General features: G+C 66.0%; 11 protein-coding genes. 9 read left to right on the forward strand and 2 right to left on the reverse strand.

All coding sequences use genetic code 11. From position 1 onward, the window contains the following. The first annotated feature begins 158 nt into the window (after positions 1-158). The 3 genes from BMW49_RS14635 (at position 159) to cueR (ending at position 3,576) form a co-directional block, all read left to right on the forward strand. Positions 159-539 (forward strand): hypothetical protein, encoded by a 381-nt coding sequence (locus tag BMW49_RS14635; RefSeq protein ID WP_069520549.1) that lies wholly within the window; start codon positions 159-161, stop codon positions 537-539. Positions 540-757: 218 nt separating this feature from the next. Further along, complete coding sequence (locus tag BMW49_RS14640) at positions 758-3,169, forward strand: heavy metal translocating P-type ATPase (protein ID WP_069520547.1); 2,412 nt, start codon at positions 758-760, stop codon at positions 3,167-3,169. Further along, positions 3,166-3,576 carry a Cu(I)-responsive transcriptional regulator gene (cueR, locus tag BMW49_RS14645; protein WP_069520545.1) on the forward strand — a complete coding sequence of 137 codons (411 nt, stop codon included), beginning with the start codon at positions 3,166-3,168 and terminating at the stop codon, positions 3,574-3,576. The genes BMW49_RS14640 and cueR overlap by 4 nt, the downstream gene beginning before the upstream one ends. Before the next feature lie 65 nt (positions 3,577-3,641). Here the strand turns inward: cueR and BMW49_RS14650 are convergent, their stop codons facing one another. After that, positions 3,642-4,244 (reverse strand): HAD family hydrolase, encoded by a 603-nt coding sequence (locus BMW49_RS14650; RefSeq protein WP_244168350.1) that lies wholly within the window; start codon positions 4,242-4,244, stop codon positions 3,642-3,644. Then, positions 4,241-5,110, reverse strand: a complete 870-nt coding sequence (gene tesB / locus BMW49_RS14655) for an acyl-CoA thioesterase II (RefSeq protein WP_069520543.1) — start codon at positions 5,108-5,110, stop codon at positions 4,241-4,243. Before tesB ends, BMW49_RS14650 begins: the two co-directional genes overlap by 4 nt. Positions 5,111-5,655: 545 nt before the next feature. Here tesB and BMW49_RS14660 point away from each other — a divergent pair. The 6 genes from BMW49_RS14660 to BMW49_RS14685 all read left to right on the forward strand — a co-directional run bounded on the left by BMW49_RS14660 (position 5,656) and on the right by BMW49_RS14685 (position 12,127). Continuing rightward, complete coding sequence (locus BMW49_RS14660; RefSeq protein ID WP_069520541.1) at positions 5,656-6,576, forward strand: histone deacetylase family protein; 921 nt, start codon at positions 5,656-5,658, stop codon at positions 6,574-6,576. 93 nt (positions 6,577-6,669) lie between these two features. Beyond that, a complete protein-coding gene (locus BMW49_RS14665) occupies positions 6,670-8,607 on the forward strand; it encodes a DNA topoisomerase III (RefSeq protein ID WP_069520633.1) in 1,938 nt (645 codons plus the stop codon). A 59-nt stretch (positions 8,608-8,666) separates the two neighbouring features. Further along, positions 8,667-9,914: a TIGR03862 family flavoprotein gene (locus BMW49_RS14670; RefSeq protein ID WP_069520539.1), complete on the forward strand. Its 1,248-nt coding sequence runs from the start codon at positions 8,667-8,669 to the stop codon at positions 9,912-9,914. 73 nt (positions 9,915-9,987) lie between these two features. Then, entirely contained in the window at positions 9,988-10,998 is a 1,011-nt protein-coding gene (locus BMW49_RS14675; protein WP_069520537.1) for a response regulator, read from the forward strand. A gap of 270 nt (positions 10,999-11,268) precedes the next feature. Next, positions 11,269-11,724 carry a PAS domain-containing protein gene (locus tag BMW49_RS14680; protein ID WP_069520535.1) on the forward strand — a complete coding sequence of 152 codons (456 nt, stop codon included), beginning with the start codon at positions 11,269-11,271 and terminating at the stop codon, positions 11,722-11,724. Positions 11,725-11,764: 40 nt separating this feature from the next. Beyond that, on the forward strand, positions 11,765-12,127 hold the full coding sequence (locus tag BMW49_RS14685) for a VOC family protein (protein WP_069520533.1): 363 nt from the start codon (positions 11,765-11,767) through the stop codon (positions 12,125-12,127). Positions 12,128-12,179: the final 52 nt, after the last annotated feature.

Below are 12,179 nucleotides of genomic sequence, written 5' to 3' on the forward strand. Positions count from 1 at the left end.
CAGTAGAACAGTGTTAAGTCCGACAGGCTCCTAGGCCAGTCTGAACCCTGCCATCGGGGCAAGGTCAAGGCGTACAGTGGCAGCATTGCCAACCCTGACCGCTTGCCCCAACGGGTGCAGTCGTCCACGCTCAGGGCAACTACCAGAGGAGCAACCCCATGCGCCCTTACCTCGCTCTGCTCATTGGTCTGCTGGCATTGCCGGCCCAGGCCCTGCCACCCGCCACGCCCCAGGGCGATGGCTATGCCGTACTGATCATTTCCCGCGAGCGCCTGGAGGTAGCAACGCCCTGCGAGATCGGCCTGTACCTGCAGGATCAACTGGCCGGCCGCCTGCACCAGGGCCAATCGGTGTCCTTCAATCTGCCACCTGGCGAGGTGTCGCTGCGCATGAGCACCCTGGGCAGCGACCGCTGCCAGCCTGGCATCAGCACCCCGGATAGCCAACGCATTAGCCTCACCGCCGGCGAAGTGCGGCGCTACCGGATTGCCCTGAGCACCGCAGGCTTGTACCTGCTTGCGGCACCATCCAGCCAGTAGCAGGCCGTTGAAAAACGTAGGCGAGGCAGGCAAGACAAGGCAAAAACGGCCGAAAAAGCGGAGTTTACGAGTTGTAAATGAGCATTTTGAGACGCCGCGTCCCGGGCCGTTTTTAACGCAGTATTGCCAACGCAGGTAGTTTTTCAACAGCCTGCAGCGCTTGACCTTGACCCAGGGTCAAGGTTGATCCTAAGCGCCTCATTACCCCGAGGTGCCCCATGAGCGAACTCACGACCTTCGACCTGCCCATCCAGGGCATGACCTGTGCGGGCTGTGCCGGCCGTGTCGAGCGGGCACTGCGCCAAGTCGCCGGGGTCCACAGCGCCACGGTCAACCTGGCCAGCGAACGTGCCCGTATCGAGGCAGCTAGCGACGCCGGGCCGGCGCTGCTTGCCGCCGTCACGGGCGCCGGTTACCAGGTGCCGCTACAGCGCCTGGAACTGGCCATCGACGGCATGACCTGCGCCAGCTGCGCGGGGCGTATCGAGCGCGCACTGGAACACTTGCCGGGGGTACAGCGGGTCAGCGTCAACCTGGCCAGCGAACGCGCCCAGTTGAGCGTTGTCGATGGCTTCGACCCGCAACTGGCACGCCAGGCCGTGCAGCGCGCTGGCTACCAAGCGCGCAGCGTCGAAGATGCAACGGCGCCGCCCAGTAACGCGGCACGTCAGCTGAACCGCGAGCGCCTGCACGTCGGCCTGGCCCTGCTGCTCGCCCTACCCCTGGTGCTGCCCATGCTGCTTGCGCCCCTGGGCATCCACTGGATGCTGCCGGCCTGGGCGCAGTTCGCCCTGGCGACTCCGGTGCAGTTCATCCTCGGCGCGCGCTTTTATCTGGCTGCCTGGCGCGCGTTGCGGGCGGGGGCCGGGAATATGGACCAACTGGTGGTCATCGGCACCAGCGCGGCCTATGGGCTGAGCCTGTATCAGTGGGCCACCGCCCACGCCGGGCACGCGCCGCACCTGTACTTCGAGGCCTCCAGCGTGATCATCGCGCTGATCCTGCTTGGCAAATACCTGGAAAGCCGCGCCAAACGCCAGACCACCAGCGCCATCCGCGCCCTGCAGGCACTGCGCCCAGACCAGGCCGTGCGCCTGCGTGACGGCCAGGAAGAACAGGTGACGCTGGACCAATTGGCCCTTGGCGACACCCTGATCGTGCGCCCCGGCGAGCGTTTCCCGGTCGATGGCCGGGTGAGTGACGGCCACAGTCACGCCGATGAAGCGCTGATCAGCGGCGAAAGCCTGCCGCAACCCAAGCAACCCGGCGACAGCGTCACCGCCGGGGCGATCAATGGCGAGGGCCGCTTGCTGATCGAAGCCACCGCCCTCGGTGCGGAAACCGTATTGGCGCGGATCATTCGCCTGGTCGAGGATGCCCAGGCAGCCAAGGCGCCGATCCAGAAGCTGGTCGACCGGGTCAGCCAGGTGTTCGTGCCCGTGGTCCTGCTGATTGCGCTGGCAACCCTGGTCGCCTGGCTGATGCTCGGCGCGCCGATGCAGGTGGCGCTGCTCAATGCCGTGGCGGTGCTGGTCATCGCCTGCCCCTGCGCCCTTGGCCTGGCCACGCCGACCGCGATTATGGCTGGCACCGGTGTGGCGGCGCGCTACGGCATCCTGATCAAGGATGCCAGCGCCCTGGAAACCGCCCACGGCGTGACCCAGGTGGCGTTCGACAAGACCGGCACCCTCACCGCCGGCACGCCGAGCGTGGTCCATCAGCAAGCCCTGGACGGTGACGACGCGCGCCTGCTGTACCTGGCCGGCGCCCTGCAGCGCGGCAGCGAGCACCCCCTGGCCCAGGCAGTGCTCGCTGCCTGCGCCGCCCGCGACCTGACCCCGCAGGCTGCCGAAGCCAGCCAGGCCCTGCCCGGTCGCGGCATTCGCGGCACACTCGAAGGGCGCGAACTCAACCTGGGCAATCAGCGCCTGCTGGAGGACCTTGGCCTGCAGCCCGGCGCCCTGGCCGAGTCGGCCCGTGCCTGGGAGGCCGAGGGGCGCACCCTGGCCTGGCTGATCGAAGCGGCGCCCACGCCCCAGGTGATCGGCCTGCTGGCCTTTGGCGACAGCCTCAAGCCCAGCGCCCAGGCGGCGGTGGCACAACTCAGGGCGCGTGGCATCAGCAGCCACCTGATCAGCGGCGACAACCGCGGCAGCGCCGAGGCCGTGGGCCGTGCCCTGGGCATCCAGGCGGTGCACGCCAACGTGCTGCCGGCCGACAAGGCGCGGCTGATCGCCGAACTGCGTCAGAACGGTTTGGTGGCGATGGTTGGCGATGGCATCAACGACGCCCCGGCCCTGGCCGCCGCCGATATCGGCATCGCCATGGGCAGCGGCACCGACGTGGCGATGCAGGCGGCGGGCATCACCCTGATGCGCGGCGACCCGGCCCTGGTGCCAGCCGCCCTGGACATCAGCCGACGCACCTACGCGAAGATCCGCCAGAACCTGTTCTGGGCCTTCGTCTATAACCTGATCGGCATCCCCCTGGCCGCCGTCGGCCTGCTCAACCCGATGCTCGCCGGCGCTGCCATGGCGCTGTCCAGCGTCTGCGTGGTGAGCAACGCGCTGCTGCTCAACACCTGGCGCCCGGCGTCCGACTCAGCCACCAGCCCCGAGGAGCGCCCATGAATATCGGTCAAGCCGCGCTGAAAACGGGTCTTAGTGCGAAGATGATTCGCTACTACGAGCGCATCGACCTGCTGCCTGCCGCCGGCCGAACAGACAGCGGCTACCGCCAGTACAGCAGCCAGGACCTGCATCGACTGGCCTTTATCAAACGCTCACGGGACCTGGGCTTCTCCCTGGCCGAAGTCAGCCAGTTGCTCACCCTGTGGCAGGACCGCCAACGCGCCAGCGCCGACGTCAAAGCCCTGGCTGCCGCACATATCAGCGAGCTGGAACGCAAGATCAGCGAACTGAGCGGCCTGCGCGACACACTCAAGGAGCTGATGGACAACTGCCAGGGCAACGAGCGCCCGGACTGTCCGATTCTCAAAGACCTGGAGTCTGGCGGATGTGTGAACCGTCCCGCATAGGGTGGATAACACCTCCCCCATCCGCCCGATGCGCCGCCCTTGGCGGATGAAAAAAGCAGCGCTTTCTACAACGCCTGTTGCAGCGCCCAACAGTCCACAGCGAAATGATCAGTCAGCGCCGGCCAGGGATTGTCCGGCAGGTTGACCAACACACTGCAGGCGCCTGCGGCGCGGGCGCATTCCAGATCGAAGCGATAATCGCCGACCATCACCAGCTCGTGCGGCGCAACCTGCCAGGCGTCGGCCAGGTGCAGCAGGCCGTCGGGCGCGGGTTTGGGGGCAGCTTCATCGCGCCCAAGCACATAGGCTGAGGCAAAGCAGTCGTGTAGGCCGATGGCCTGCAGCGTCAGCAGGGCCAGCGCGTGGGCATTGCGGGTCAGGATGCCGAGCTGGTGGCCACGCCCGGCCAGTTCGCGCACCAGCTCCACCGCACCGGGTGCCGCCTGGGAGGCCAGGGCCAGCTCGCGTTCATGCTCGAGCAGCCAGGCATGCTTGGCCGCGGCTTCGTCAGCCGGCAGCGCCGCCAGGTGGCCGAGGATGTCTTCATCGACAGGAATCTCCAGCGCCCGCTTGATCGCCTCGAAATCGTGGACAGCAATGGTCAGGGTGCCGTCCATGTCGAACACCCAGTGTTTACGCTGGGCCAGAGCCACAGACGCGCCCATCATTTCCAGTCCTCACGCATCCGGGTCAGCCCTTCCTGGGCCACCGAAGCGACCAGCTGCCCCTGACGGTTGAAAATGCTGCCGCGGGAGAAACCGCGGGCATTGCCGGCCCAGGGGCTGTCCATGGCGTACAGCAGCCAGTCGTCCATGCGCAGGTTGGCGTGGAACCACAGGGCATGATCGAGGCTGGCGACCTGCATGAACTTCTGCCACACGGACACGCCGTGGGGCAGCATCGAGGTGGTCAGCAGGTTGAAGTCGCTGGCATAACCCAGCAGGTATTTGTGCAATTGCGGATCATCCGGCAACTCGCCCGCCGCACGGAACCAGACGTACTTGACCGGCTCGCAAGGCTCGGGCGCAAAGGGGTTACCAACGGTCACCGGGCGGATCTCGATCGGTTTGTCGCTCACCGCCCGCTCGCGCATGCGCTCAGGCAAGGAGTCGGCCACCAGGCGCACCAGCTCGGTTTCCGACTTGAGCCCTTCGGGGCCGGGCACATCGGGCATGCCCAACTGATGCTGGAAACCCTCCTCGTCGTACTGAAAGGACGCACTGCAGGTGAAGATCGGCTTGCCCTTCTGCACCGCCGTCACCCGCCGCGTGCTGAAGCTGCCGCCGTCGCGCACCCGGTCGACGTGATAGACCACCGGCAAGCCCGCATCGCCCGGACGCAGGAAGTAACCGTGCAGCGAATGCACATGGCGCTCGGGCTCAACCGTCTGGCAGGCCGCCGAGACGCACTGGCCCAGCACCTGCCCGCCGAACAGCTGACGAAAACCCAGGTCCTGGCTGACGCCGCGAAAGAGGTTTTCCTCAATGGCTTCCAGGCTCAACAAGGCCACCAGCTCATCCAGTACCTGACTCATCTGTGTTCTCTCCTCACGCCGGCTCACGGCCGATCTCAAAACGGGTGCACGCAAAAAACCTAGTGTCGCGGCATATAGGCTCTGCCGCTATCTCGTAGGAGCGAATTTATTCGCGATTGACCTTAAAGCTCCAACCGTGTCGTGGCTTAAGTGCAACGCCGCTCCCACGCGCCGATATTTCAGGATCGACTAGTGTAAGGCCAGACAGCAACGCCGGGAGGCTTGAGTCAGTGCTGTAGTGACGGTAATACTCAGGGTCTGTTGACGTTTCGTTCGCGGCCGCGCCGGAGCCAGTTTTAACGCGAGGCAAGGCACGAGATGCGAAATTTAGCTGGCTAAATGAGTCATCGAGAAACGCTGCATCGCGCTAAAACTGGCCCGGCCCTACGGGTTGCGCGCAAAATCTCGCCATGCGGTGTTGGAGGACTTGGCAAGGGAACACCATTACCGGCGCCCTCCGCCTTGCCTGGCGAGATTTTTCGCGGCAACGCGGCTTGCGACGAAACGTCAACAGACCCTCGCGCCGCCCTCGGAGCCCCATCGCCATGCGCCTGCCCCTCGTCTACCACGACGACTACAGCCCGCCCTTCCCTGCTAACCATCGCTTCCCCATGGAGAAGTTTCGTCTGTTGCACGCGCACCTGCTGGCCAGTGGCGTGGCGGATGATGCGACGCTGCTGCGCCCCGATTGCTGCCCGGCGGAGATTCTCGCCCTGGCCCACTGCCCTGAGTACGTGGCGCGCTATATGGAAGGCGCCCTGCCCCACGCCGACCAGCGCCGCCTTGGCCTGCCCTGGAGCGAGTCCCTGGCCCGGCGCACGGTGCGCGCGGTGGGCGGCTCGCTGCTGGCCGCCGAACAGGCGCTGCAACACGGCCTGGCCTGCCACCTGGCCGGCGGCACCCACCATGCCCACTATGATTTTCCGGCGGGCTTTTGCATCTTCAACGACCTCGCCGTAATCAGCCGCTACCTGCTGGCCAGCGGCCGGGTGCAGCGCGTGCTGATCTTCGACTGTGACGTGCACCAGGGCGATGGCACCGCGCGCATCCTTGCCGATACGCCGGAGGCGATCACCGTATCGCTGCACTGCGAGAAGAACTTCCCCGCGCGCAAGGCCGAGAGCGACTGGGATATCCCGCTGCCCATGGGCCTGGGCGATGACGACTACCTCAAGGTGGTGGACGATGCGCTCAACTACCTGCTGCCGCTGTACCAGCCCGACCTGGTGCTCTACGACGCCGGCGTCGACGTACACAAGGACGACGCCCTCGGCTACCTGCAACTGACCGACACCGGTCTGGCCCGCCGCGACCGCGCCGTGATCGAGCACTGCCTGGGCCGCGACATCCCGGTGGTCGGTGTGATCGGTGGCGGCTACGACAAGGATCGCGCCCTGCTCGCCCGCCGTCACGGCATCCTGCACCACAGCGCGGCCGCCATCTGGGCTGAGCGCGGCCTCGGCTAAACGCAAAACTGTATATCCATACAGATAAAACTTGCCGCACGGCCTCATGCTGCGCATGCTATGCCCTTGTCGACCCACCCGGTACACCGCGCCATGCGCCTGTTTCTCTGCGAAAAGCCTTCCCAGGCCAAGGACATCGCCCAGGTCCTCGGCGCCCGCCGGCGCGGTGATGGCTGCTGGCTGGGCGATGGCGTGACGGTGACCTGGTGCATTGGTCACCTGCTCGAAACCGCCCCGCCGGATGCCTATGACGCGCGTTACAAACGCTGGGTGCTGGCCGACCTGCCGATCATCCCGGCGCAATGGAAGATGCAGGTCAAAGGTAAGACCGCCAGCCAGTTCAAGGCGGTCAAGCGCCTGCTGGGCGAGGCCCGGGAGCTGGTGATCGCCACCGACGCCGACCGCGAAGGCGAGATGATCGCCCGCGAGCTGGTCGAGCACTGCCGCTACCGCGGGCCGGTGCAGCGTCTGTGGTTGTCGGCCCTCGACGACGCCTCAATCCGCAAGGCGCTGGCCGCGCTCAAGCCCGGCGCAGAAACCTTCAGCCTGTACCACTCGGCCCTGGGCCGTTCGCGGGCCGACTGGCTGATCGGCATGAACATGAGCCGGCTGTTCACCCTGCTCGGCCGCCAGGCCGGCTACCAGGGCGTGTTGCCGGTGGGCCGCGTACAAACGCCGACCCTGCGCCTGGTGGTCGACCGTGACCGCAGCATTGCCGACTTCGTGCCCAGCGCCTACTGGGCCATCGAAGTGCAGTTGCAGGCCGAGGGCCAGGCCTTCGCCGCCCAGTGGCGCGCGCCCGAGGCGCACTGTGACGAGCAGGGCCGCTGCATCAACCAGGCCCAGGCGCAACAAGCCGCCGAGGCCCTGCGCGACGCGCAACAGGCTCAGGTGCGCCAGTGCAAGACTGAACGCGTGCGTGAAGGCGCGCCGCTGCCGTTCGACCTCGGCACGCTGCAGGAGGTCTGCTCCAAGCGCCTCGGTATGGGCGCCCAGGAAACCCTCGACACCGCCCAGGCGCTGTACGAGACGCACAAGCTGATCACCTACCCGCGCAGCGACTGCGGCTACCTGCCGCTGAGCCAGCACGCAGACGCGGCGGCTATTCTCGCCACCCTACAGCGCGCCGACAGCAGCCTGGCCGCACTTACGCCGCACCTGGATGCGACGCGCCGCTCACGCGCCTGGAACGACGCCAAAGTCAGTGCGCACCACGGCATTATCCCCACCGCCGTGACGGCCGACCTGGCGCGCCTGGGCAGCCAGCAGCGCGCGGTCTACAGCCTGATCCGCGCGCGTTACCTGGCGCAGTTTCTCCCTGACCACGCCTACGACCGTACCCAGGTCGACCTCGACTGCGCCGGCCAGGCCCTGCGCGCCAGTGGCAAGGTGGTGGTCGAGGCCGGCTGGAAGCGCGCCCTGCCCGAAGCGCTCAAGGCCGCCAGCCAGGACCAGGCAGCAGCGCCACAACCCTTGCCGGCGCTGCACCAGGGCCAGCACTGCGATGTATTGGCGGTCGAACTCAAAGACCTCTGGACCCAGCCGCCCAAGCCATTCACCGAGGGCGATCTGATCAAGGCGATGAAGAACGTCGCACGCCTGGTCGAAGACCCGCGCCTCAAGCAGAAACTCAAGGACACCACCGGCATCGGCACCGAAGCCACCCGCGCCGGGATCATCAAGGGCCTGCTTGACCGTGGCTACCTGACTAAACGCGGCAAGGCGCTGTGCGCCAGCTCGGCCGCTTTCAGCCTGATCGACGCGGTGCCCAGGGCCATCGCCGACCCCGGCACCACGGCGATCTGGGAGCAGGCACTGGACATGGTGCAAAGCGGCGAAATGAGCCTGGAGACCTTTGTCAGCAAGCAGTCCGCCTGGCTGAGCAAGCAGGTCGAGCGCTGCCGTGGCCTGCACCTGAACATCAGTGCCGGTCCTGCCGCTACCGGCAAACCAGCCTGGCAGAAGAAACGCCGCAGCAGCGGCCGAGCCGCCCAGGGAAAACGTAAGGCCCCGCGCAAAAGCGCACCCTGATCCATAAGCCCCTGCGTGCTCGGGTAGAATGGCGTTTTTCGCCCAGATAGCCCGCCGCCATGACCGCATCCGCCCGCCCATCCTCGCCCAACGTCGCCATTATCGGCGCCGGCCCCAGCGGCCTGATGGCGGCAGAGATCCTCGCCAGTGCCGGGATTGCCGTGGACCTCTACGACGCCATGCCGTCGGTGGGCCGCAAGTTTCTCCTGGCCGGTGTCGGCGGTATGAACATCACCCACGCCGAAGACCGTGCGGCCTTTCTCGGCCGCTACCGCGAGCGTGAAGCGCAGATCACGGCCTTGCTCGACGGCTTCGACGCCACGGCCCTGCGCGAGTGGATTCATGGTTTGGGCATCGAGACCTTCGTCGGCAGTTCAGGGCGCGTATTCCCCCGCGATATGAAGGCCGCGCCGCTGCTGCGCGCCTGGCTCAAGCGTTTGCGCGAACAGGGCGTGCGTATCCACACCCGGCACCGCTGGCTCGGCTGGACAGACGACGGCGCGCTGCGCCTGGCCCACGCCGAGGGAGAATTGCACGCCCGCCCAAGCGCCACCCTGCTCGCCCTCGGCGGCGGCAGCTGGGCACGCCTGGGCTCGGACGGTGCCTGGGTACCGCTGCTGGCGCAGCGCGGGGTGAGCATCGCGCCGCTGCGCCCGAGCAACTGCGGCTTTGAGGTGCGCGCCTGGAGCCCGTATCTGCGTGACAAATTCGCCGGTGCACCGCTGAAGAACGTCACCCTGCAATTGCCCGACGCCGCGCCGCGCCAGGGTGAATTCGTGCTCACCGCCCAGGGCGTCGAGGGCAGCCTGGTGTATGCGCTGTCCGCCGAGATCCGCCAGGCCATCGAGCGCGATGGCCACAGCACCCTGCACCTCGATCTGCAACCCCAGCGCAGCCTGGCCCAGGTGCAGCAGGCCCTGAGCAAAGCGCGCGGCGCTGCGTCGATGGCCAAGCACCTGCATCGCCAACTGGGCCTCGATGGCGTCAAGGCCGCGCTACTGCGCGAGTTGGCCGACCCGACGCACTTTGCCGACCCCGTCGATCTGGCGGCGGCGATCAAGGCGCTGCCGCTGACCCTAATCGCCACCCGGCCGCTGGATGAGGCGATCAGCAGCGCCGGCGGCGTGCCCTTCGAGCAGCTGGATGCACAGCTGATGCTGCGGGCGCTGCCTGGGGTGTTCTGCGCCGGCGAGATGCTCGACTGGGAGGCGCCCACTGGCGGCTACCTGCTCACCGCCTGCTTCGCCAGCGGCCGACGGGCCGCGCTGGGCATCCTCGCCAGGCTGTCGAATAAGCACGTCGTTTAACGCGTTAAAACGGCTATGCTTGGGAAAACCGCCCCACCAGGCTGTCTTCCACGCGTACAGGTAAGCCCCAGCCGTGATCCCACTAGTGGTCTGTGACGACTCCAACATGGCGCGCAAGCAGTTGATCCGCGCCCTGCCAGCGGAATGGCAGGTGACCATTACCCAGGCCACCAATGGCCAGGAAGCCCTCGCCGCGCTGCGCCAAGGCCTCGGTCAGGTCATGCTGCTGGACCTGACCATGCCGGTGCTGGATGGCTACGAAACCCTCGCCGCCATGCGCGCCGAAGGCCTGGCCTGCAAGGTCGTGGTGGTCTCCGGTGACGTGCAGGATGAAGCCGTACGCCGGGTCAAGGAGCTCGGCGCCCTGGCCTTTATCAAGAAGCCCGCCGACCCCGAAATCCTGCGCAGCACCCTGCTCGAACTCGGCCTCTTCGACCCCAAGGCCGCGCCGACCACACCCGCCACCCCGGCCCAGAGCAGCGTACTGGACGATCTGAAGGTCAACTTCCGCGATGCCCTGCGCGAGGTCACCAACGTCGCCATGGGCCGCGCCGCTGCCTTGCTGGCCAAAGTGCTTGGCGTCTTCGTGCAGTTGCCGGTGCCCCAGGTGAATATCTTCGAGGTCAGTGAGCTGCACATGACCCTGACCGACGCCATGCGCGGCGAGCGCATGAGCGCGGTGTGCCAGGGCTTTATCGGCGATGGCATCGCTGGCGAAGCGCTGCTGCTGTTCCATGACTCGGAAGTCGCCGACATGGCGAAACTGCTGGGCTGGCAGCCCAAAGACGACAACGAGACCTCGGAAATGCTGCTGGACATGTCCAGCATCATCACTGGCGCCTGCCTGGCCGGCATCGCCGAACAGATCGACGTGCGCTTCTCCCAGGGCCACCCGCAGTTGCTCGGCCAACACGCCTCCATCGAACGGCTGATCCACCTCAACCAGCGGCGCTGGCGCAAAACCCTGGCCATCGAGGTGAGCTATAGCCTGGAAGCCCACAGCATTCACTTCGACCTGTTGCTGCTGTTTACCGAAGACTCGATCAAGCGCCTGACCCACAAACTCAACTACCTGATGGGGTAGGGTCTGCTCCCGTTTCGTTCGCGGATCGCGTTGCCGCGAGAAATGGCCCCCGGTTAGGCGTAGGATGCAGGTAATGGTCGCCCCCTTGCCAAGTCCTGCAACGACAGCGGGGGCCATTTCCCGCGCAACCCGCAGGGCCGGGCCTGTTTTTGTGCGATGCTGTGTTTCTCGACACTCATTTGGAACACCAAACTTCGCGTCTCGCGCCTTGCCTCGCACAAAAACAGGCTCCGGCGCGACCGCTAACGAAACGGGAGCAGACCCTCAGCCATGCCCGCCCAGATCGATATCCAAGAGGTCCACTGGTTGCTCGACATCGTGCAGTGCATCGATGTGGGCGTGATCGTGCTCAACCGCCAATACCAGGTGGAGGTGTGGAACAGCTTTATGGAAAACCACTCCGGCATGGGCCCGGACGAAGTGCACGGCAAGACGCTGTTCAGCCTGTTCAATGAAATCGACGAGGCCTGGCTGCGGCGCAAGGTCGACACCGTGGTGGCGCTGGGCACCCGGGCCTTCAGCCTGTGGGAGCAGCACCCGTACCTGATGCACTTCAAGAACTACCAACCGATCACCGGCCAGGAAGACTTCATGTACCAGAACGTCACCCTGCTGCCGCTGGGCGGCGCCACCGGTGCGGTGGAGCATATCTGCGTGGTGATCTATGACATGACCGCCGCCGCCACCCACAAAAAGCAGCTGCAAGCGGCCCAGGCAAACCATTAACCCAGCAGCCTGCTCGAACCCCCAAGGCAGGAGCCAGCCGATGTTGCAAAGTGTTGAACTGAAAACCTTCGTACCGGCCCGCGACTTTGCCTTGAGCCAGGCGTTCTACCAAGCGCTGGGTTTCAAACCGGGTTGGGTTGGCGAGGACCTGGCCTATTTCAGCCATGGCGACCACTGCGCCTTTCTGCTGCAGAACTTTTACGTCAAGGAGCAGGCAGACAACTTCGTCATGCACCTGCTGGTGGAGCACGTCGATGCCTGGTGGCAGAAGGTGCTGGACGAGCAACTCAGCGAACGCTTCGAGGTACGCCTGGTGCCACCCCAGGACCAGCCCTGGGGCATGCGCGATTTCGTGATCTTTGATCCCAGCGGCGTGCTCTGGCGGATTGGCCAGAATATCTAGCCGGTAGCTTGGCAGCACGTAGGGTGCGCCATGCGCACCGCCAAATCATGTG

The organism is Pseudomonas cuatrocienegasensis (assembly GCF_900110925.1).
In the GTDB taxonomy this organism is placed as follows: Bacteria; Pseudomonadota; Gammaproteobacteria; order Pseudomonadales; family Pseudomonadaceae; genus Aquipseudomonas; species Aquipseudomonas cuatrocienegasensis.

Bases quoted from the DNA above. Each gene is read 5' to 3' on its own strand.
- BMW49_RS14685 (WP_069520533.1), top strand. From the start codon at position 11,765: ATGTTGCAAAGTGTTGAACTGAAAACCTTCGTACCGGCCCGCGACTTT.
- BMW49_RS14680 (WP_069520535.1), top strand. From the start codon at position 11,269: ATGCCCGCCCAGATCGATATCCAAGAGGTCCACTGGTTGCTCGACATC.
- tesB (WP_069520543.1), bottom strand. From the start codon at position 5,110: ATGAGTCAGGTACTGGATGAGCTGGTGGCCTTGTTGAGCCTGGAAGCC.
- BMW49_RS14670 (WP_069520539.1), top strand. From the start codon at position 8,667: ATGACCGCATCCGCCCGCCCATCCTCGCCCAACGTCGCCATTATCGGC.
- BMW49_RS14640 (WP_069520547.1), top strand. From the start codon at position 758: ATGAGCGAACTCACGACCTTCGACCTGCCCATCCAGGGCATGACCTGT.
- BMW49_RS14650 (WP_244168350.1), bottom strand. From the start codon at position 4,244: ATGATGGGCGCGTCTGTGGCTCTGGCCCAGCGTAAACACTGGGTGTTC.
- BMW49_RS14635 (WP_069520549.1), top strand. From the start codon at position 159: ATGCGCCCTTACCTCGCTCTGCTCATTGGTCTGCTGGCATTGCCGGCC.
- cueR (WP_069520545.1), top strand. From the start codon at position 3,166: ATGAATATCGGTCAAGCCGCGCTGAAAACGGGTCTTAGTGCGAAGATG.
- BMW49_RS14660 (WP_069520541.1), top strand. From the start codon at position 5,656: ATGCGCCTGCCCCTCGTCTACCACGACGACTACAGCCCGCCCTTCCCT.
- BMW49_RS14665 (WP_069520633.1), top strand. From the start codon at position 6,670: ATGCGCCTGTTTCTCTGCGAAAAGCCTTCCCAGGCCAAGGACATCGCC.